Source organism: Spongiactinospora sp. TRM90649 (assembly GCF_029382225.1).
In the GTDB taxonomy this organism is placed as follows: Bacteria; Actinomycetota; Actinomycetes; order Streptosporangiales; family Streptosporangiaceae; genus Spongiactinospora.
The window spans coordinates 71,319-91,801 of sequence record NZ_JARLTC010000029.1; the positions used below are offsets into that span (position 1 = coordinate 71,319).

Consider the following 20,483-nt stretch of genomic DNA (forward strand, 5'->3'; position numbering starts at 1 on the left):
GGAAGTGCGAGCACGCCTGGACATCTCGCGCCCAGCGCTCCAGGATTGTAAATCGCAGATCTTCGGGGAGTGGGTGACCTGCGCATGATGTCGAGTGGGCGGCCGGACCTGCCCGCCGACCTGACGAGCTTCGTCGGCCGTCGGCGGGAGACCGCCGACATCCGGCGCACCCTGGAAAGGTCCCGTCTGGTCACTCTGACCGGGATCGCCGGGGTGGGCAAGACCCGAGTGGCGCTGAAGGCCGCAGAGAGCATGCGGCGGGCCTTCGCCGACGGCGTCCTGTTCGTCGAGTTGTCGAGCCTGGCCGACCCCGAGCGGCTGGCCCAGGTCATCGCTCGTGAACTTGAGATCCCCGACCAGTCGGCGTCCTCCTCCGCCGACATGCTCGCCCGTTACCTCGCCGACCGGCAGCTCCTGCTGGTCCTCGACACCTGCGAGCACCTGGTCGAGTCCTGCTCGCGCCTGGTCGGCGGGCTACTGGCCGCCGCGCGCGGGCTGCGTGTGCTGGCCACCAGCAGGCAGCCGCTGGGCGCCCCCGGCGAGCACTGCCTGGTGATCAGGCCGATGGCGGTGCCCGAGCCCGGCCAGGCCGCCAGCCTGGAGGAACTGGCCGACTGCGAGTCCGTGGTGCTGTTCCGCGACCGCGTGGCCACCGTCGATCCCGGTTTCGAGCTGACCGAGCAGAACGCCCCGGCCGTCGCCGAGCTGTGCCGCCGCCTGGGCGGCATCCCGCTCGCGCTGGAACTGGCCGCCGTTCGCGCCCGCTCGCTGCCGGTCGAGCGCATCCTCACCCTGCTCGACGAGCGCTTCTGGCTGGCCGAGGAGGACGCCTCCGCCGGTGATCCGCGGCACCGCACCATGCAGGCCGCCATCGCCTGGAGCCACGGGCTGTGCACCGCCGAGGAACGCCTGCTCTGGACCGGGCTCTCGATCTTCCCCGGCCGGTTCGACCTGCCGGCGGCCGAGGCCGTCTGCGCCCAGGACGGCCTGCCCGCGCACGCGATCTACCCGGCCATCGACGGCCTGGTCGCCAAGTCGATCCTGGTGTGCTCGAAGGGGCCCGGCCGCACGACGTACCGGATGCCCGACAGCCTGCGCGAGTTCGGCGCCGACCAGATGCCCGGCCCCGACCAGCGGCGGGCGCTGCTGGCCCGCCACCGCGACCACTACGCCGAGCTGGCCGTGGCCGCCTCGGCCGTGCCGCCGCGCGGCGACCAGGCCGAGGAGTGGAAGCAGGTCCGCGCCGAATGGCCCAACCTGCGGGCCGCGCTGGAGTTCTGCGCGGCCGACCCGGCAGAGACCGCCGAGGGCGTCCGGCTGGTGATCTCGCTGACCTTCCTGTGGATCGCCTGCGGCATGGGCCGTGAGGGCCGCCACTACATGGAGTGGTTCGTCGGGGTGGCCCGGCTCGACGGCGTCACCCGCGTGCAGCTCCTGCTGCTGCTGGCCTACGCCATGGTGGCCCAGGGCGACCTGCGCTCCTCGCGCGAGACCCTGGAGGAGTGCGCCGAGGTGGTCCAGCACCTCGACGACCCGCTCTCGCGCACCCACCTGGTCAAGATGCGCGGCACGCTCGCCTACGCCGAGGGCGACCTCGCCGCGGCCGACGCCAACCTCACCGAGGCCATCGGCCTGCTGCACAACGGCCAGTCCGACCTGCTGGTGCTGGCCGCCATGGTGGAACTGGGCATCACCCGCCTGTGGCTCGACCGCATCGACGAGGCGGCCGAGGTGTTACGTGAGTGCAAGCGCGAGTGCGAGGAGTCCGGCCAGTCGTGGGCGCGCTCCTGGGCCGACCTCGGGCTCAGCCTGGTGCTGCGGGCCACCGGCGAGCTGCCGGGGGCGCTGGCGCTGGCCAGGAGCGCGCTGCGCACCCAGCGGCGGCTGCACGACGCCAGCGGCGCGTCGCTGTGCCTGGAACTGGTCGCCTGGCTGGCCACCGGCCAGGAGGACCCGGTCTGGGTCACCCGCCTGCTGCACGCCGCGCACGGGCAGTGGCGCCAGGTGCGCCGCCCGCTGTACGGCTCCCCGCACTTCCTGGCCGAGCACGCCCGCTGCGAGGAGCGCCTGCGCCGCGCCATCCCGCCCGCCGAGTACGAGGAGGCCGCGGCGGAGGGCAGCGCGATGTCCATGGACGAGGCGATCGCCTACGCGCTCGACGAGTCGGCGGGCGTCCAGGTGGCCGCCCCCCGCGACCGCGCCGCGCCGCTCTCCCCGAGAGAGCTGGAGGTCGCCGACCTCGTGGCGGACGGCCTGACCAACAAGGAGATCGCGCAGCGGCTCGTGGTCGGGCGCAGGACCATTGACACCCACGTCGAGCACATTTTGGCGAAGCTCGACTTCTCCTCGCGCAGCCAGATCGCCGCCTGGGCGATCAGGCACCGGGAAGGAGGTGGAGGATGGCCGAGCGACGGCACGGCAATCTCCCAGCGGAAATGACGAGTTTCATCGGGCGTACCGGTGAACTGAGCACCGCGAGCCGGATGTTCGCGGGCGGGCGGCTGGTGACGGTCACCGGACCGGCAGGGGTCGGCAAGAGCCGCCTCGCGCTGCGCGTCGCCGACGGCCTGCGCAGACGCTTCCCCGACGGGCTGTGGCACGTCGAGCTGTCCCCGATCGTGCCCGCGCACGTGCGTCCAACCGGCGGGCCCGGCCCAGTGACGGCGATCGCCGAGGCGCTGGGCCTCGCGGAGCGCGAGGGGCGGCCGGGCCGCTCGGCGCGCGACTGGGGCGACCGCCGTCCGGCCAGAGAGCGCCGTGACGGCCCCGAGGGCCGATCGCCCGCGGGCTGGGCGCCGCACGTCCCGCACGACGGCCGCACCGGCCGCAGGGCCGACCGCGAGGAGGCCGCGCGCCGCGACCTGGAGCACCACGAGCACGACGAACCCGGGTGGTGGGAGCGCGAGGGCCACGACATCGTCGCGCGGGCGCTGCGCGACCGCCGGGCGCTGATCCTGCTCGACACCTGCGAGCACCTGCTCGGCGAGGTCGCGCCGCTGATCGAGGAACTGCTCGCGCAGGCTCCCCGGGTGTGCGTGCTGGCCACCGGCCGCAGCCCGCTCGGGCTGGCCGGCGAGCGGGTGCTGCGCCTCGACCCGCTCCCGCTCACCGACCTCGCGCGTCCCGACCCCTCCTGCCCTTCGGTGGCGCTGTTCGCCGAGCGGGCGGTGGCCGTCGATCCCGACTTCTCCCTGACGCCCGGCGTGCTGAGCACCGTGACGCAGGTCTGCACCTGCCTGGACGGCCTGCCGCTGGCGATCGAGCTGGCCGCCGCGCGCACCCGCTCGCTGTCCATCGGCGAGCTGCTCGAACGCCTCGACGACATGACCACCATGCCCGGCTGGGGCGCCTACACCGCCTCGCCGCGCCACCGCGACCTGCGCGGCGCGATCGCGTGGAGCCACGAGCTGTGCCGGCCCGACCAGCGGCAGCTCTGGGAGGCGCTGGCCGTCATCGAGGGCGGCTTCGGCCTGGACACGGCCCGGCGGGCGGTGACCCGCGAGGGGGTCCTGGTCAGTGGGCAGGCGCTGGACGAACTGGTCGACCGCTCGATCCTGCTGCGCTCCGACGACCTCGGCGGGCAGCCGCGCTACCGGATGCTGGAGACCTACCGGCGCTTCTTCCTCGACCCGAGTTTCGGTCCGGTGGGCCGTACCGTCGTCGATCACAGGTTCGCCGTGGAGCGCTGGAGCCGCGCCTATCCGGGGTCGGCGACGACCTCGCTGGCCTGCGCGCCGCAGCCGGTGGCGGCGGCGCCGGTGCGCATCGGGCGTCCGGTGACGGGCACGCTGACGCCGCGCGAGCTGGAGGTCGCCGAGCTGATCGCGGAGGGCCTGTCCAATCCGCAGATCGCCGTGCGGCTCTTGATCGCTAAGCGTACTGTGGACGCGCACGTCCGGAACATCCTCGCCAAGGGCGGGCTCGCTTCGCGCACCCAGGTGGCCGCCTGGTTCGCCGAACGCACACAATGGGCCGACGCCTAGGCACTTTTCCGGATGTGCGATTTCTCCCGGGCCACAACACTATGTGAGGCCAGTGGGTGACGAGATGTGCCAATGTGTTTCCGCAGCGCTCAGGCGCCGAGCGGGAGGGGTCCCCCGCCGCCTGAGGAAACTAGGGTGGATCGCTCCAGTTCCGGGCGGCACCCACTGGCCAAAACACTTCCCGGTGCGGCGGGTCTGGTAGGACAGGTGCGTGAGCAAGGGGAGCGGCGCACCGGCCGGCAGAGGAGAGCAGGGCGAGCTGATCGCCGCGCCCGCGCCGCGCGTGACACCTGGTGGGGGGGCGGGCCGCGAGCCCGCCAAGGGAGCGCCGGAACCGGCGCCGCAGGCCCCGGTCGCCCGGGTCATCGTGGACAACCCGCTGCCGCACCTCGACCGTGAGTTCGACTACCTGGTGCCGGCCTCCCTGCACGACAAGGCGGTTCCCGGCTGCCGGGTCCGCGTCCGCTTCGCGGGCAAACTGATCGACGGGTTCCTGCTGGAGCGCACCGAGCACAGCGGCCACACCGGCAGGCTCACCCCCCTGGAACGCGTGATCTCCCCAGAGCCCGTCCTCACCTCCGAGATCGCCGCCCTCGCCCGCGCCGTAGCCGACCGCTACGCCGGCACCCGCGCCGACGTCCTCCGCCTCGCCATCCCCCCTCGCCACGCCCGCGTAGAAGCCGAACCCCACGGCGTCCCCCCCTCCGAGGGGGATTCCCCCGACGCCTCGCCCCATCCGGGGGTAACCCCACCCTCGGGCGACTCTGCCGACGCGCACGGGTCCGCCCCCTCCGGCGATGCGTCCGACCCGGTGACGTCCTGGACGTCACCCGGGTCCTCGTCTTCGGAGGGTTCCGGCGAAGTGAGCGCGGCCGATTCTCCCGAGTGGGACGCCCCCGTGCCGCCCTCAGGCCCTCCTCGGCCCCCGTCTGCGGGCGCTTCGTCCGGCCTGGCGATGCCTTCGGGGTCTCCCGGTGGGGCGGTGCGCCGAGGGGTTGTGGCGGCGGGGGCTTCGTGGCACTCCGGTGTGACCGCTGCCTTTGAGGCACCGTCTTCGAGGGGGGCCCGTGGTGCGAACCCGGCCCCTTCCTCCGGCGGTTCCGCTGCCGCCGGGTCTCCCTCCTCCGAGGGGGTGGGGGATGAGGTTTGGGGGGCTTATCCGGCGGGGCGGGCGTTTTTGGGGGCGTTGGTGGATGGGCGGGCGCCTCGGGCGGTGTGGTCGGCTTTGCCGGGGGAGTGGGAGGGGCGGCCGTATGGGGTGCCGGAGTGGGCCGTGGCCGTGGCGGTGGCGGCCCGTGCGGCCCTGACGGCGGGCAGGGGGACGCTGGTCGTCGTCCCCGACGGCAAGGACGTGGCGCTCGCCGATGAGGCGCTGAGCGCCGTCCTGGGCCCCGGCAGGCATGTCGCGCTGACCGCCGACCTCGGCCCCGCCGAGCGGTACCGGAGGTGGCTGCGGGTGCTGCGCGGTGAGGCCCGCGTCGTGGCGGGTACCAGGGCCGCCGTCTTCGCCCCCGTCCCAGACCTCGGCCTCGCCGTGGTCTGGGACGACGGTGACGACCTGCTGTCGGAGCCGCTGGCGCCGTACTGCCACGCCAGGGAGGTCCTGGCGCTGCGCGCCCACCAGACCGGCGCGGCCCTGCTGATCGGCGGATACGCCCGTACGGCCGAGGCCACGCGCCTGGTGGGCGAGGGCTGGGCGCGTCCGATCGTGGCCTCCCGCGCCACGGTCCGGGCGCGCGCCCCCCGGGTGCGCCCGGCGGGCGAGGACGCCGAGCTGGCGCGCGATGAGGCGGCGCGCGCGGCCCGGCTGCCCACCATCGCCTGGCGCGCCCTGCGGGCCGGGCTGGAACGCGGCCCAGTGCTCGTCCAGGTGCCGCGCCGGGGCTATCTGCCGGTGCTGGCCTGCCAGGGGTGCCGCGCCGCCGCCCGGTGCGTCCAGGAGCCCGCTGGGCCCGGCGGGCCCCGCTGCGGCGGCCCGCTGGCGCTGCGCGGCGGCCACGCCATGCCGTACTGCCACTGGTGCGGCCGGATCGCGGGCGAGTGGCGCTGCCCCACCTGCGGCTCCGGGCGCGTGCGGGCGGCGGTGGTCGGAGCCCGGCGCACCGCCGAGGAACTGGGCAGGGCCTTCCCCCAGGTGACCGTCCGCACGTCCGGCCGTGATGGCGTGCTGGCCCGCGTCGGCCCCGGCCGGGCGCTCGTGGTGGCCACCCCCGGCGCCGAGCCCGTCGCCGCCGGAGGCTACGCGGCCGGGGTCCTGCTGGACGGCTGGGCGCTGCTCGGCCGCCCCGACCTCCGAGCGGCCGAGGAGACCATGCGCCGCTGGATGAACGCGGCGGCGCTGCTCCGCCCCGGCGGCGAGCTGGTCGTGCTGGCCGACACCGCGCTGCCCGCCGTGCAGGCGCTGCTGCGCTGGGACCCGGTCACCCACGCCGAGCGGGAGCTGTCCGAGCGGATAGAACTCGCTTTCCCCCCGGCGGTACGCCTGGCGTCGCTGACCGGCGTCCCGGCGGCCGTCAGGGAGATGCTGGGCGAGGTGGCCCTGCCGCCGGGGGCGCAGGTGCTCGGCCCGGTCCCCGTGGAGGCGCCACGCCGAGCGGCGGCCGGGGAAACCGCCAGGGAACGCGCGCTGATCAGGGTGCACCGGGGCGGCGGAACCGCGCTGGCGGTGGCGCTGAAAGCGGCGGCGGGGGCGCGTTCGGCGCGGAAGGCGGCGGATGTCGTCCGGGTATGTGTCGATCCGATGGAAGGGATCTAGTCCGTGGCTTTTCCGGCGTATCGCCAAACGCCCCGATTCGCCGCGCCCTCAGTAAGCCGTTAGTTTCTCCCTGTGTCGATCGAATGGGTGAATAGAGCCATCGACGATCTGCGCGTTTGGGGGCGCGCGCACGGCGTCGACGTGGACGTTGACGAAGTGCGGCTGCTCTGCGACTACGCCAGCGACTATCTGGAGGTCAGGCGTCTCGGCGACTTCGCCACCGAGACGTTCGAAGAGCTGCTGCTGTCCATCTATCCGCGCAAGGTGATCGCGCCGCCGGAGAGTGCTCGCGAGACCCTGGCCGCCGCCCGCACGCTGGTCGACTTCCTGCAGTCGGCGGCGCACGTCACCGGGGCCACGGCGGTGCGGATGCGCGCCACGCTCGACCGCATCGAGCCGGAGATGCCCGCCGCCCTGGCCGACACCTCCCGCTACGGCATGGCCAAGAGCATCTTCAGCGCCATCGGCCCCGAGGCGCTCGACGACCCCGCTCCCGTGACCCTCACGTCCGAGCGGCGGGCCGCCGAGGACGCCACCGAATCCCTCGACGAGTTCTGCGAGTGCGCGGGCTGCTCGCCGCTGCCCGCCGTACGGCTGGTCTCCCGCGCCCGCCTGGCCGAGGCGGCCCGGGAGGTCCCCCTCCTGGCCGACGTCCACCGCCTGGCCGACTGGATGCTCGCGGGCGGCCGGGTGCCCACGGTCAGGGGCACGCTGCGGGTCAAGGACGCCGCGCGCGCCCGCGCCGAGCTGGCGGTGCCCGAGCCCGCGCTGCTGTGGGGGCTGGCCGTCTACACCGGTGTGGTGGAGGTCGCGCGGGCGTCGGCGACGCCTGGCGACGCGTTCGCGCCGCCGTCCCGGCGCGACGACGACGACCTGCTCGACCACTGGGCGGGCACGGTCGAGTTCCTGGTCGAGAAGGCGACCTCCGGCTCTGTCACCGGCAGGCCCGCGCTCGACGAGAAGCTGTTCGACCTGTGCGACATGCTCTACCGGGTCCAGGCCCCCGTCATGCCCCAGGTGGTCGCCGACCACCTGGGCGACGCCGGGCCGGAGGCCGACGAGGAGGGCTCGACCGGCCTCGGCCACGCGGTGGAACGGCTGGCCTACTGCGGTCTCGTCGAGTCCGTCGGCGGCGGCCTGCTGATGCTGACGCCACTCGGCGTGTGGGGGATGCGGGAGCTTTACCGCGATCTCGGCATGGACGCCCCGGAGGCCCCCGACCTCGCCGGGGCGGGCGCGCACGACCTGATCGACGCGCTGCTCAGCGGGGTGCCCGCCGAGCTGGCCGAGCACGACATCGCCCGCTGGGTGGCCAATCGCACGCCGCAGAGCGCGGCGGCGGACCTGCTGGCGGCCGCCGGGGGCAAGCCCGCGGTGGCGCGCGGTCTCGCCGTCACGATCGTGGACCGGCTCGGGGCGGAGGCCGAGCCCGCCGTGCGCGAGCATCTGGCCGATCCGGAGCTGCGCCCGCACGCGATCCACTGGCTCACCTCGCGCGGCCTGCCCGCCCCGGCGCTCACCCAGGAGGAGCTGCTGTGGATGAGCGTGGACATGCTGGCCCTGGCGATGCCGGGGGCCGGTGACGACCTCGACGAGTTCGCCGCCAACATCGCCGCCTCAGGCCCGCCCGCGCACATGATCGAGGAGATGTGGCGGGTGGACCACCCCGACGTCGTCGAGGTCCTCGACCTGCTCGGCAGGGCCCTGACGGACGACACGGTTGCCAAGGTGGCGCGCAAGGCGGCGTTCAAAGCCAGGTCCCGATCCATCGGATGACGTACTCCGCTGTGGCCGGTGTGCAGTAAGTTTCGTGAGTGGCAAAGAGCGCGAACAAGGGAAACGTCGTCGATCTCGCCGAGTTGCGCGGCGCCGCCGCGGACCTGGGCCTGGGCGGGCTGCCCGACCTCAGCGGCATGGAGCACGCGGCCGAGGCCGACGGCCTGGCGGACGCCGGTGACGAGGGCGCGGGCGCGGGTGCCGTGGGGTGCTCCTGCCCGGACTGCGACTCCGAGGTGCTCAGCTTCCCGCCGGTCGTGCTGCTGCCCGACGCCGAACTGGCCGCCGCCGTCCCGGCGGTGCCGCTGGTCGCCGACGCCCGCGCGCTCGCCGCGTGGACCGGCTCAAGGGAGCTGACCGGCGAGCGCCTGCTGACGCTCGCCGACGCCAGGGCGGCCGTCGCCGAGCTGGGGCTGCCGGTCCCCGCCGAGACCCTCGGCACGGCGGTCTCGGCGCGCGAGGTGCCGCTGGTCCACCTGCTCTGGGTGGTCGCGGTCAACACCGGCCTGGTGCGGATCACCGGCACGCTGGCCGAGCCGGGGCCGCTCACCGACACCGCCACGCTCGACTTCTGGGACGGCGTGGTGATGGACGTCCTCGACCGCGCCGACGACGGCCTGACCGGCTCGGCCGTCGTGGACGACCACCTGGCCGAGATGCTCGCCACGATGTACTCCGTGAGCGCGGGCATCGCACAGGCCACCCTGGTCAAGGGCATCCTGCAGTCGCACGAGGTGGCCTGCGAGGCGCGGCCCGCCGACATGCGCCGCCTGAACGCCGAGCTGCCGGAGGAGCTGGCCCGCGCGCTCGGCCTGCTGGCCTACTGCGGGCTGCTGGAGGAGACCGCGGGCGCCCGGCACCGCCTCACCCCGCTCGGCCTGTGGGCGGTGCGTCAGGACCTCCTGCGCGAGGGCCACGACGCGCCCACCGTCGAGGAGGTCGCGGTGTTCGCCGACCTCACCGCGCTCGACCTGGTCGAGGCGCTGGTCGCGGGCGAGGGCGCGCCGAGCGCGGTCGCGGTGTGGCTGGAGCGCCGCACGGCGCACGAGGCCGCGCACGAGCTGATCGGCGTCGCCGCGCAGGGCACACCCGGCCGGCGGGCCACCGCGGTGACCGTCCTGGAGGAGCTGGGCCCCGAGGCGGAGGCCCCCTTCCGGGCCGCGCTCGACCACCCGGTCATGTGGCGTTACGCGGCCTCCTGGCTGCACGTCCGCGACCTGCCCGCGCCCGCGCTGAGCCCCGCCGACGGCAACTGGATCGCGGTCGACACGCTCGCGTCGCTGCTCTACATCGACGGCGGCCCCGAGGAGATGGCGGGCTTCGACGCTCTCACCTCCCAGGAGGAGCTGGCCCGGCTGGTGGAGGAGATGCCGGGCGTCGACCACCCCGACGCGGTGGCCGCGCTCGACATGCTGGCCGCGCACCACCCCGACGAGGAGATCGCCAAGGCGGCCCGCAAGTCGGCGATGCGGGCGCGGTCCCAGGCGATCGGCTGACCGTCCCGGCGGGGGCCTGAAGCGTTACGCCCGGGTGGTGGGCGGCCCGCCGTAGACTGGGCAGATCCCGATCGTGTGACGTGAAACGGAGTGGCCCGTTGGCTATCCAGCCGATCCGCCTGTTCCCCGACCCGGTGCTGCGCACCCCGGCGGACCCGGTGGTGGACTTCGACAAGGAGCTGCGCAAGCTCGTCAAGGACCTCACCGACACGATGATGGACGCGCCCGGCGCGGGCCTGGCGGCCCCCCAGATCGGCGTGAGCCTGCGGGTCTTCACCTACTACGTGGACGAGCAGCTCGGCCACGTGATCAACCCCGACCTCGATCTGGGCGGCGAGCTCGACGAGGAGGGCGAGGAGGGCTGCCTGTCCTTCCCCGGGCTGTCGTTCCCGACCCCGCGCGCGATCCGCGCCGTGGCCAAGGGCTTCAACATGTACGGTGACCCGGTGACACTTGAGGGCACCGACCTGATGGCCCGCTGCTTCCAGCACGAGACCGACCACCTCGACGGCGTGCTGTTCATCGACCGGATGGACGCCGCCACCCGCAAGCAGGCGATGAAGGCCGTCCGCGAGGCCGAGTGGAGCGGCATGGCCCCGCCCGCGGTGAAGCTGTCCCCGCACCCCATGCACGGTAAGGCGCTGTAGGGCCGTGCGCCTGGTCTTCGCGGGCACCCCGGAAACCGCCGTACCGTCGCTGCGCGCCGTACTGGGGTCCTCCCGGCACGAGGTCGCGGCGGTCGTCACCCGCCCCGACGCCCCGTCGGGCCGGGGCCGCAGGGTCCATCCCAGCCCGGTCGCCGAGGTGGCCGAGGAGGCGGGCGTCCCTGTGCTGCGCCCGGCCAAGGCGGGCGACCCGGAGTTCCTCGACCGGCTGCGCGCGATCGCGCCCGACTGCTGCCCGGTCGTGGCCTACGGCGCGCTGCTGCCGCAGTCGGCGCTCGACGTGCCCCGCCTGGGGTGGGTCAACCTGCACTTCTCGCTGCTGCCCGCCTGGCGCGGGGCGGCTCCGGTGCAGCACTCGGTGCTCAGCGGTGACGAGATCACCGGCGCGGCCACCTTCCAGATCGTCAAGGAGCTCGACGCGGGCCCGGTGTTCGGGGTGGTGACCGAGGAGGTCAGGCCGTCCGACACCAGCGGCGAGCTGCTGGGCCGCCTCGCCGTCTCGGGGGCCGAGCTGCTGCTCGCCACCCTCGACGGCATCGAGGACGGCACCGTGCACGCCCGCCCGCAGCCGGCCGAGGGGGTCTCCTACGCCCCTAAGATCAGCGTGGAGGACGCGCGGGTCGACTGGTCCGCCCCTGCCTTCCGCGTCGATCGCCTGGTGCGCGCCTGCACGCCCGCGCCGGGCGCCTGGACCGAGTTCCGGGGCGCGCGGGTCAAGCTCGGCCCGGTCGGCGCGGCCCCCGACGTCGCCGGGCTGGGTCCCGGCGAGATCCTGGCCACGAAGTCCCGGGTGGTCGTGGGGACCGCCGGGCACGCGGTGGAGCTGAGCGAGGTCCAGCCGCAGGGCAAGCGCCCGATGACGGCCGCCGAGTGGGCCAGGGGCGTCCGCGTCACGGGCGACGATCACTTCAAGTAGCGGCACTTTCAGGCAGCGGTACTTTCGAACAGCGGCACCGCGGGCAACGGTGGTCGGGTAAGGACGGGAATGGCGCAGCGAGGGGGCCGGCGAGGACGCGACGGCGGGGCGGGCCGGCCGCGAAGGCCGTCGGGGCCGGGCAGACCGGTCCGTGACGAGGCCCGCAACGCCGCCTACGACGTGCTGCGCGCCGTCGACGAACGCGACGCCTACGCGAACCTGATGATGCCACGCCTGCTCCACGACCGCGGCCTGGCCGGGCGCGACGCCGCGCTGGCCACCGAGCTGGCCTACGGTACGCTGCGCGGCCTCGGCGCCTACGACGAGATCATCGCGGCCTGCAGCGACCGGCCGCCCGAGGAGATCGACCCGCCGCTGCTCGACGCCGTCCGGATCGGCGTCCACCAGTTGCTGCGCACCCGCGTTCCCCCGCACGCCGCCGTGGGCACGACGGTCGACCTCGTGCGCCTGCGCGTCGGGGCCGGGCCGTCCCGCTACGCCAACGCGGTGCTCCGCAAGGTGTCCACCCGCACGCTCCCGGAGTGGCTGGAGATCGTCGCCCCCGGCCGCGACGACGATCCGGTGGGGCACCTGGCGGTCTCCCACAGCCATCCCCGGTGGATCGTCTCCGCACTGCGCGACGCGCTCGAAGCGGGCGAGGCCGCAGAGAAGTGGGACGACGCCGTCTGGGAGGAGACCGGGGCGCTGCTGCGGGCCGACAACGAGCGGCCCAGGGTCACGCTGGTCGCCAGGCCCGGCCGGGCGACGGTGGAGGAACTGGCCGATCACGGTGCCGAGCCCGCCGTCTACTCCCCCTACGGCGCCTACCTGCCGGAGGGCGACCCCGCCTCGATCCCGGCGGTCGCCGAGGGGCGCGCCGCCGTCCAGGACGAGGCCAGCCAGCTCGTCGCGCTGGCGCTGACGCGTGTGCCGGTCACCGGCTCCGATGGGCGCTGGCTCGACATGTGCGCGGGCCCCGGCGGCAAGGCCGGGCTGCTCGACGCCCTCGCCGCCGGTTCCGGCGGGCGGCTGGTGGCCGCCGACGCGCAGCCGCACCGGGCCCGCCTGGCCCGGCAGGCCGTTCGGGAGGCCGGGGTGATCGTCGCCGACGGCACGCGGCCCTCCTGGCGGCCGGGTGCGTTCGACCGGGTGCTGCTGGACGCCCCCTGCACGGGGCTGGGCGCGCTGCGGCGGCGGCCGGAGGCTCGCTGGCGGCGGGCGCCCGAGAGCCTGCCGGAGCTGGTCGACCTGCAACGCGAGCTGCTCGCCTCGGCCCTCGACTCGGTCCGCCCGGGCGGCGTGGTGGCCTACGTCACCTGCTCGCCGCACCTGGCCGAGACGCGCGACGTGGTGGAGACCGTCCTCGCGGGCAGAGACGACGCCGAGCCGCTCGCGGCCCCGTCGTTCCTGCCGGAGGTCACCGGCCTCGGCGACGGGCCGTACGCCCGGTTCTGGCCGCACCGGCACGGCACCGACGCGATGTTCCTGGCCCTGTTGCGCCGCCGCGACCCGGGCTGAGCATGCCGGGGCGCCCCAGGAGCATCAGCGACGAGCGCCTGATGGCGGCGCTGGCCGTGGCCATCGGCAGGGTCGGCCCCGCCCGGCTGACGCTCGCCGACGTCGCGGCGGAGGCGGGTGTCTCCACGGGCATGCTGGTGCGGCGGCACGGCACCAAACGGGGGCTGCTGCTGGCGTTCCTGCGCCACGGCCGTGAGCACGGCATGCCGGCCAGGCGCATGCGCGAGGTCTTCGAGGCGGCGGCCGACCCGGTCGAGGGGCTGATCGGCGCGGTGATCGACGGCGCGGGCGCCGGCCTGCCGCCCGCCGAGTTCGCCAACCACCTGGCGTTCCTCAACCTGGAGCTGGCCGACGACGAGTTCCGCGGGCTGCTGGCCGAGTTCGACGACGCCGTCCGCGCCGAGCTCGCCTCGTTCATCGCCGAGGCGGTCGCGGGCGGCTTCCTGGTGGTCGCCGACGTCGACGCGCTGGCCGCGGCGGTCAACTCGCTGCGCAACGGCACCCAGATCACCTGGGCGACGACCCGGCGCACCACCCTGGCCGCCGCCATGCGCCGCGACCTGACGACGCTGCTCGCGCCCTACCGGACGGCCTGAGCCCGCGAGCCATGCTTTCCCACCGGCCCCGTTCTCATCCTGCGTGGGTACGGTGGTCGGATGGGCGTGGACCTGTTCGACGAGCTGCACCGGGCCGAGATCGGGCCGATCCTCGCGGTGCAGGAGCTGCCCGGCTGGCTCGCGCCGATCATGTGGGCGGCCTCCGCGGTCGGCACCGACGGCGCGGTGCTGGCCCTGCTGGCCACGCTGTACTGGTGCGTCAGCCCGCGGATGGGCATCAGGCTCGCCGTGCTGGTGCTGCTCTCGGCCGGGTTGAACGCGGTGGCCAAACTGGTCTTCCACGCCCCGCGCCCGGCGTGGATCGACGCGCGGGTGTGGGTCGGGTCGGGGGAGGGGTCCTTCGGCCTGCCGTCCGGGCACGCGCAGACCTCGGTGCTGGCCTGCGGGGCGTTCGCCTCGCTGGTCCGCCGCCCTGCGGTGTGGTGGGCGGCGGGCGTGGTGGCCGCCCTGATCTCCTTCTCCCGCGTCTACCTGGGCCTCCACTTCATCTCCGACGTGGTCGCCGGGGCGCTGATCGGCGCGCTGCTGCTGGTCCTGTACCTGCGGTACGGCGACCGCCTGGCCGACCGCTGGCGCCTGCTGCCGCTGCCCGCCCAGATCCTGCTGTCGGCGGTCGTGGCCGCCGCCCTGCTGGTCCTGGGAGTGCTGGCCGACGCCCTCTGGCAGGGTTGGTCGCTGCCATCCGCCTGGAGCGGGGGCGGCGCCCGCGACCCCGCCGGGCTCGACCGGGTCATCGTCATGTCCGGGGCGCTGTTCGGCACCCTGGCCGGGGCGTCGGTGATGCGCGAGCTGGGCTGGTTCTCCGCCTCCGGCGGGGTGGGCGTGCGGGTGCTGCGCTGGCTGCTCGGCATGGCGGGCGCGGTCGCGCTGTGGGCGCTGTGCGGGGGGCTCGGCGACTCGATGGCGGCGGGGGTGCTCCGCTACACCGTCGTGGCGGCGTGGGCCGTGCTCGGCGCGCCGCTGGCGTTCGCCCGGCTCGGGCTGGTGCAGGCGCGTGCCACGAGCGGGCGGCGGGCCCCGTAGCCGGGTGGTCCTCCGGGGCCAATAGACTTTCGGCCATCATGGCCGTACAGATCTCGCCCAGCATCCTGTCCGCCGACTTCTCCCGGCTCGCCGACGAGGCCGCCGCCGTGTCCAACGCGGACTGGCTACACGTCGACGTGATGGACAATCACTTCGTGCCCAACCTCACCCTGGGCCTGCCCGTGGTGGAGTCCCTGCTCAAGGCCACCTCCACCCCGATCGACTGCCACCTCATGATCGAGGACCCGGACCGCTGGGCCCCCGCCTACGCCGAGGCCGGGGCGGGCAGCGTGACGGTGCACATCGAGGCCGCCAAGGCCCCGGTGCGCACGCTCCGCCAGATCCGCTCGGCGGGTGCGCGCGCGGGGCTGGCGCTCAACCCGGCCACCGCCGTCGAGCCGTACGAAGACCTGCTCGGCGAGATCGACATGCTGCTGCTGATGACGGTCGAGCCCGGCTTCGGCGGGCAGCGCTTCCTCGACGTGGTGCTGCCCAAGGTCCGCAGGTCGCGCGACCTGATCGCGGCGCACGGCGGCCAGGTGTGGCTCCAGGTGGACGGCGGGGTGTCCGCGGAGACCATCGAGCGCTGCGCCGAGGCGGGGGCCGACGTCTTCGTGGCGGGCAGCGCCGTCTACGGGGCCGACGACCCGGCCAAAGCCGTGGACGCGCTGCGGTCCCTGGCCGAGGGCGCGTCCGCTAGCTGAGCGCCGGGTCCAGCACCACGTCCTCGCCCCGCGTAAAGGGCCGTTCTGGGAAGTGGCAGGCGGTGAGGTGCTCCTCGCCGCCGCCTTCCACCCGCGTCAGCGGCGGCTCCTCCGTGGCGCACCTGTCCTGGGCCTTCCAGCAGCGGGTGCGGAACCGGCAGCCGGACGGCGGGTCGATCGGCGACGGCACGTCCCCGGCCAGCCTGATCCGCTCCCTCGGCGGCGCGTCCAGCTCCGCCTCCGGCACGGCCGACAGCAGCGCGTGCGTGTACGGGTGGCGGGGCCGCTCATACAGAGACTCCCGGTCGCCGATCTCGACGATCTTCCCGAGGTACATCACCGCGACCCGCTCGGAGAAATGCCGCACCACCGCGAGGTCGTGCGCGATGAACAGGAACGCGATGCCCAGCTCCCGCTGCAGCCGCTGGAGCAGATTGACCACCTGCGCCTGGATCGAGACGTCCAGCGCCGACACCGGCTCGTCGGCGATGATCAGCCTGGGCTGCAGGGCCAGTGCGCGGGCCACCCCGATACGCTGCCGCTGACCGCCGGAGAACTCGTGCGGGAACCGGTTGTAGTGCTCGGGGTTCAGCCCGACGATCTCCAGCAGCTCGCGCACCCTGCGGTCGCGCCCGCCGGGAGGGTCGATGCCGTTGATCTCCATCGGGCCCCGGATGATCCCGCCCACCGTGTGCCGGGGGTTGAGCGAGGAGTAGGGGTCCTGGAAGATCATCTGGATCTCCGACCGGATCGGCCGCAGCTCGCGCCGCCCGGCGTGGGTGATGTCCCTGCCCCGGTACCTGATGGTGCCCGAGGTGGGCTCCAGCAGGCGCGCGGCGAGCCGTCCGGTGGTGGACTTGCCGCACCCGGACTCGCCGACCAGGCCCAGGCTCTCCCCGGCGCGCACGGTCAGGTCCACGCCGTCCACCGCGTGGACCGCGGCGACCTGCCGCCGCACCAGGAGTCCTCCCATCACGGGGAAGTGCTTGGTCAGGCCGGAGATCTCCAGCAGTGTGTCCGTCACAGGTGTTCCTTGACCTTGTGGAGGAAGATGTCGCTCTTCTGGGCCGGGGTCAGGTAGCAGGCGTCGCCGTGGCCGCGGTGGGGGGACAGCTCGGGGCGTTCGTGCCGGCACAGTTCGGGGCCCGCCAGGGCGACGTGGTCGCAGCGGGGGTGGAAGGGGCAGCCGGGCGGCACGTTGATCAGGCTGGGCGGCGTGCCGCGCACGGGCACCAGCGGTACGTCCACCGGCGAGCGCAGCCGTGGCAGCGACGACAGCAGCCCCCAGGTGTAGGGATGCCGGGGGGAGCCCAGGACCTCCCGGACGGTGCCCCGCTCGACCGCCCGGCCCGCGTACATCACCAGGATCTCGTGCGCGGCGGAGGCGACCACCCCGAGGTCGTGGGTGATCATGATGATCGAGGTGCCGGTCTGCTCCTGCAGGTCGCGCAGCAGGTCGAGGATCTGGGCCTGCACGGTCACGTCGAGCGCGGTGGTCGGCTCGTCGGCGATCAGCAGGTCGGGGTCGCAGACCAGGGCCATGGCGATCATAACGCGCTGCCGCATGCCGCCGGAGAACTGGTGCGGGAAGTCGTCCACGCGTCTGGCGGGCTGCGGGATGCCCACCCGGCCCAGCATCTCCACGGCCCGCGCCCGCGCCGCCGCGCGGCCCGCCCCGGTGTGCTTGGCGTACGTCTCGGCGATCTGCCGCCCGACGGTGTGGTACGGCGAGAGCGAGGTGAGCGGGTCCTGGAAGATCATCGCGATCTTGTTGCCGCGCAGCCGTTCCAGCTCGTGCCGGTTCGCGCCGATCAGCTCCCTGCCCTCCAGCAGGATCTCGCCGCTGATGCTGGTGAACGCCGGGTTGTGCAGGCCGAGGATGGCCAGGTTGGTCACCGACTTGCCGGATCCGGACTCGCCGACGATCCCCAGGGTGGTGCCCTTCTCCACGTCGAAGGAGAGCCCGTCGACCGCGTGGACGAGGCCGTCCTCGGTGGAGAAGTCGATGGTCAGGTCGCGGACCGACAGAAACGGGGCAGTCAACGCAGGGCTCCTAGTTAAGCCGGACGCGGGGGTCGATGAAGGCGTAGGCGGCGTCCACGACGATGTTGAACAGCACGATGGCCGTCGCCGCCACCAGCACCACGCCGAGCAGCATGGGCAGGTCCTGGTTGATCACGGCCTTGATGGACAGCTCGCCGACGCCGTGCAGGCTGAAGGTCTGCTCGGTGATGATCGCGCCGCCGAGCAGCGTGCCCAGGTCGACGCCGAAGATGGTGATCACCGGCCCCATCGCGCCGCGCCAGGCGAAGCGCAGGAACACCGTCCTGGCCGCCATGCCCTTGGCCCGCGCGGTGCGCACGTAGTCCTCGCCGAGCTGCTCCACCATGGACGACCGGGTCATCCTGGTGTAGTTGGCGGTGAAGATGATCGACAGCACCAGCCAGGGCAGCAGCAGCCCGCTGAACCACTGGAACGGGTTCTCGGTCAGCGGGGTGTAGGTGGGGCGCTCGATGATCTGGAGCTGGTCCACCAGGATCCAGGTGGCCAGCACGCCGACGAAGTAGATCTGCATCGAGGCGCCGATCAGCGACGCCGAGCTGGCGATCTTGTCGGCCGCGGTGCCCTGCCGGGCGGCGGCGATCATGCCCATCCCGACGCCGAAGGCCAGGAAGACGACGGCCGCGCCGAAGGTGAGCGACAGCGTGGTGGGGAAGCGGTCCACCAGGGCCTCGAAGATGGGCTGCTGGTTGACGAACGAGTAGCCCAGGCACGGCGCGTCGCAGCGGCCGTACGTCAGGTCGCGGCCCACGAAGACGCCGACCAGCCAGTGCCAGTACTGCAGGAAGACCGGTTCGTCGATGCCCAGATTGCGCCGGACCAGCGCGAGGTTCTCCGGCGTGCAGATCCGGCCGCACGCGAACGCGGCGGGGTCCCTGGGAATCGCGAAGAACAGGAAGTAGGTGACGGCGCTGATGATCAGCAGGATCACCGCTGCGCCGAGGATCCGGCGGATCAGGAATCGGTACATGGAGTCTCCGGTGGGCCCGTGCGGCGGAGGGCTCCGCCCGCCGGGCGTGGGGTTCTCGCGGGACGGGCGCGGGCGCCCGGTTCACCCGGTGGGCGGGCCGCCCGCCCACCGGGTGTGGAAGGGTTCACGCGGCGGACGGGAAGCGCGCCGCCGCCGCGTGAACGGTCACGGCTGCTTGACGTAGACGTTGGTCGGGGACTGCTGGCCCTGGATCGGGTCGAACCGCACGCCGCCCAGGCCCGAGCCGAAGATCCCGAAGTACGCCTTGTAGCTCTCGGGCACGATCGGGGCCCGCTCCATGATCATCTTGTCCAGCGCGGCCCAGGCCTTGCCCGCCTCGGCGGGGTCGGCGATCGCGTTGGCCTTGTCGATGGCCGCGTTCACCTCGGGGTCGTTGAGGTGGGAGTAGTTGACCTGCTGGTCGGCGATCTTCCGGCCGTCGTAGGTCAGCGAGATCGCGGTCGAGCCGGTCGGCCAGTCCGTCGCCCAGCCGCCCCAGTACACGTCGTAAGGGTTGTCCACCTTGCCGATGGCGTCGTAGTAGGTGGCGGCGTTAAGCGGCTTGGCGACCACCTTGAAACCGGCCTTCTCCAGCCCGGTCTTGATCGCCACCGAGATCTTCTCCTGAGCCGGCGTCTGGTTGTAGGCGTAGACGACGGTCGGGTTGGCCTGCCCGGCCTCGGCCAGCAGCTTCTTGGCCTTCTCGGGGTCGCCCTGCGGCTTGGTGAGCTGGCCGTACAGGTCGAAGGGCTCGTGGCCGAGCACGGTCGGGCTGATGATCGTGCTGGCGTACTTACCCAGGCCCAGCTCACCACCCTGCAATTGGCGGACCTGCTGCATCGGGAACGCCGTGATGATCGCCTGGCGGACCTTGACGTCCTTCACCCGGGTGGTGTTGATGTTGTAGAACGTGGTGAACGGCGTCAGCCCCTGCATGCTGCGCTTCATGACCTCCGGGTCCGCGAGCACCTGCTGGATACGCTCGGTGGCCACCGGGTTGTGGAAGGTCATCGTGTTCTTGTCCGGGCCGTTGTCCGCGATGAAGCGGTCGGTGGACTGCAGTTGCTGCACCCCGAACTCCATGTGCCACTTGTCCGGGTAGGCGTTCCTGATCGGATCGGTGGCCGGGTCCCAGTGCTCGTTGCGCTCCAGGTCCATGGACTTGTCGGTGATGTGGCTGACGATCTTGTAGGGGCCGGAGGAGAACGGCTGCTTGTCGTACTTCTCCTTGGTGTCCTGCTCCTTGGGCACGGCGCCGTAGCCTGTCATCGCCACGGTGAAGTTGAAGTCCGGGTGGACGGAGTTCAGGTGGAAGACGATCGTCTTGTCGTCCACCGCCTCGATGGTGTCCAGGTGCTCGCCGTCATACGGGCCGGTGTACTTCTTGCCCTCGGGCAGCAGCCACTCCTCGGCGTACGCCGGGCCCTCGGGCGTGAACGGCGCGTAGATCCGCTCGAAGGTGTGCTTGATGTCGGCGCTGGTGATCGGCGACCCGTCCTGCCACTTCAGGTTGTCCTTCAGGGTGAACTTCCAGGTCTTGCCGCCGTCCTCGGTGGTCCCCGAGTCGGTCGCCAGGTCACCGACCAGCTTGATGCCGCCGTCCGTGGCGATCTTGTACTCGGTGAGCTGCCGGGTGAACAGCTTGGACGCCATGGCGTTGTAGTTCAGCCAGATCCGCGCCGGGTCCAGATGTGAGAAGTCGTCACGGTCGATCATGTTGACCGTGCCGCCCTTGACCGCGCCGGGCTCCGGGGCCGCCGGGCCGGTGGAGTCCTGTGCGGTGCCCACGCTGATCTTGCTGATCGCCTGGGCGTCCTGGGACTTGCTCGGCGAAGCGGCCGACTTGGCGGGACCGCCGCCCCCGCCCCCCTGGGCGCACGCGGACAGCGCCAGCGCGCCGGCGGCCAGCGTCGCGATGGCCGAGGACGCCCGCTTGCGGGAATATCTCATCTCTTCCTTCCTTACCGGGAGGTCTTGTCGATCAGGTCGTACGGCTCGG

Annotated in this window: 15 protein-coding genes; 11 read left to right on the forward strand and 4 right to left on the reverse strand. The window is 73.3% G+C overall.

Translation table 11 applies throughout. The annotated features are described in order from the left end of the window. The first annotated feature begins 69 nt into the window (after positions 1 to 69). The 11 genes from P3X83_RS29830 to rpe all read left to right on the forward strand — a co-directional run bounded on the left by P3X83_RS29830 (position 70) and on the right by rpe (position 15,453). Positions 70 to 2,439 carry a LuxR C-terminal-related transcriptional regulator gene (locus P3X83_RS29830; protein ID WP_277308597.1) on the forward strand — a complete coding sequence of 790 codons (2,370 nt, stop codon included), beginning with the start codon at positions 70 to 72 and terminating at the stop codon, positions 2,437 to 2,439. Further along, positions 2,400 to 3,983, forward strand: a complete 1,584-nt coding sequence (locus P3X83_RS29835; protein WP_277308598.1) for a LuxR C-terminal-related transcriptional regulator — start codon at positions 2,400 to 2,402, stop codon at positions 3,981 to 3,983. The genes P3X83_RS29830 and P3X83_RS29835 overlap by 40 nt, the downstream gene beginning before the upstream one ends. Before the next feature lie 283 nt (positions 3,984 to 4,266). Further along, on the forward strand, positions 4,267 to 6,738 hold the full coding sequence (locus P3X83_RS29840; RefSeq protein WP_277308665.1) for a primosomal protein N': 2,472 nt from the start codon (positions 4,267 to 4,269) through the stop codon (positions 6,736 to 6,738). A 141-nt stretch (positions 6,739 to 6,879) separates the two neighbouring features. Beyond that, positions 6,880 to 8,514, forward strand: coding sequence for a hypothetical protein (locus P3X83_RS29845; protein WP_277308599.1), 1,635 nt, complete (start codon positions 6,880 to 6,882; stop codon positions 8,512 to 8,514). A 38-nt stretch (positions 8,515 to 8,552) separates the two neighbouring features. Beyond that, the gene (locus P3X83_RS29850) at positions 8,553 to 10,010 is read left to right on the forward strand and encodes a hypothetical protein (protein WP_277308600.1); all 1,458 of its coding nucleotides are present in this window, start codon (positions 8,553 to 8,555) and stop codon (positions 10,008 to 10,010) included. Between the two features lie 98 nt (positions 10,011 to 10,108). After that, positions 10,109 to 10,657 (forward strand): peptide deformylase, encoded by a 549-nt coding sequence (gene def, locus P3X83_RS29855; protein ID WP_277308601.1) that lies wholly within the window; start codon positions 10,109 to 10,111, stop codon positions 10,655 to 10,657. A gap of 4 nt (positions 10,658 to 10,661) precedes the next feature. After that, on the forward strand, positions 10,662 to 11,591 hold the full coding sequence (fmt, locus tag P3X83_RS29860; RefSeq protein ID WP_277308602.1) for a methionyl-tRNA formyltransferase: 930 nt from the start codon (positions 10,662 to 10,664) through the stop codon (positions 11,589 to 11,591). A 69-nt stretch (positions 11,592 to 11,660) separates the two neighbouring features. Next, complete coding sequence (locus tag P3X83_RS29865) at positions 11,661 to 13,109, forward strand: transcription antitermination factor NusB (protein WP_277308603.1); 1,449 nt, start codon at positions 11,661 to 11,663, stop codon at positions 13,107 to 13,109. A 2-nt stretch (positions 13,110 to 13,111) separates the two neighbouring features. Further along, on the forward strand, positions 13,112 to 13,705 hold the full coding sequence (locus P3X83_RS29870) for a TetR family transcriptional regulator (protein WP_277308604.1): 594 nt from the start codon (positions 13,112 to 13,114) through the stop codon (positions 13,703 to 13,705). A gap of 60 nt (positions 13,706 to 13,765) precedes the next feature. Next, entirely contained in the window at positions 13,766 to 14,749 is a 984-nt protein-coding gene (locus P3X83_RS29875) for a phosphatase PAP2 family protein (protein ID WP_277308605.1), read from the forward strand. 38 nt (positions 14,750 to 14,787) lie between these two features. Beyond that, positions 14,788 to 15,453 carry a ribulose-phosphate 3-epimerase gene (rpe, locus tag P3X83_RS29880; protein WP_277308606.1) on the forward strand — a complete coding sequence of 222 codons (666 nt, stop codon included), beginning with the start codon at positions 14,788 to 14,790 and terminating at the stop codon, positions 15,451 to 15,453. Here rpe and P3X83_RS29885 read toward each other — a convergent pair. The 4 genes from P3X83_RS29885 to P3X83_RS29900 all read right to left on the reverse strand — a co-directional run bounded on the left by P3X83_RS29885 (position 15,446) and on the right by P3X83_RS29900 (position 20,434). After that, complete coding sequence (locus P3X83_RS29885; protein ID WP_346742760.1) at positions 15,446 to 16,477, reverse strand: oligopeptide/dipeptide ABC transporter ATP-binding protein; 1,032 nt, start codon at positions 16,475 to 16,477, stop codon at positions 15,446 to 15,448. The two genes, rpe and P3X83_RS29885, sit on opposite strands and share 8 nt — an antisense overlap. Then, positions 16,474 to 17,496 carry an ABC transporter ATP-binding protein gene (locus P3X83_RS29890; protein ID WP_277308607.1) on the reverse strand — a complete coding sequence of 341 codons (1,023 nt, stop codon included), beginning with the start codon at positions 17,494 to 17,496 and terminating at the stop codon, positions 16,474 to 16,476. Before P3X83_RS29890 ends, P3X83_RS29885 begins: the two co-directional genes overlap by 4 nt. Before the next feature lie 10 nt (positions 17,497 to 17,506). Further along, complete coding sequence (locus tag P3X83_RS29895; protein ID WP_277308608.1) at positions 17,507 to 18,484, reverse strand: ABC transporter permease; 978 nt, start codon at positions 18,482 to 18,484, stop codon at positions 17,507 to 17,509. Between the two features lie 165 nt (positions 18,485 to 18,649). Next, complete coding sequence (locus P3X83_RS29900; RefSeq protein WP_277308609.1) at positions 18,650 to 20,434, reverse strand: ABC transporter substrate-binding protein; 1,785 nt, start codon at positions 20,432 to 20,434, stop codon at positions 18,650 to 18,652. Between the last annotated feature and the right edge of the window lie 49 nt (positions 20,435 to 20,483).

Excerpts from the sequence above, each read along its gene's own strand:
- P3X83_RS29870 (WP_277308604.1), top strand. The coding sequence starts at position 13,112 with ATGCCGGGGCGCCCCAGGAGCATCAGCGACGAGCGCCTGATGGCGGCG.
- P3X83_RS29865 (WP_277308603.1), top strand. The coding sequence starts at position 11,661 with ATGGCGCAGCGAGGGGGCCGGCGAGGACGCGACGGCGGGGCGGGCCGG.
- rpe (WP_277308606.1), top strand. The coding sequence starts at position 14,788 with ATGGCCGTACAGATCTCGCCCAGCATCCTGTCCGCCGACTTCTCCCGG.
- P3X83_RS29835 (WP_277308598.1), top strand. The coding sequence starts at position 2,400 with ATGGCCGAGCGACGGCACGGCAATCTCCCAGCGGAAATGACGAGTTTC.
- P3X83_RS29900 (WP_277308609.1), bottom strand. The coding sequence starts at position 20,434 with ATGAGATATTCCCGCAAGCGGGCGTCCTCGGCCATCGCGACGCTGGCC.
- P3X83_RS29875 (WP_277308605.1), top strand. The coding sequence starts at position 13,766 with ATGGGCGTGGACCTGTTCGACGAGCTGCACCGGGCCGAGATCGGGCCG.
- P3X83_RS29895 (WP_277308608.1), bottom strand. The coding sequence starts at position 18,484 with ATGTACCGATTCCTGATCCGCCGGATCCTCGGCGCAGCGGTGATCCTG.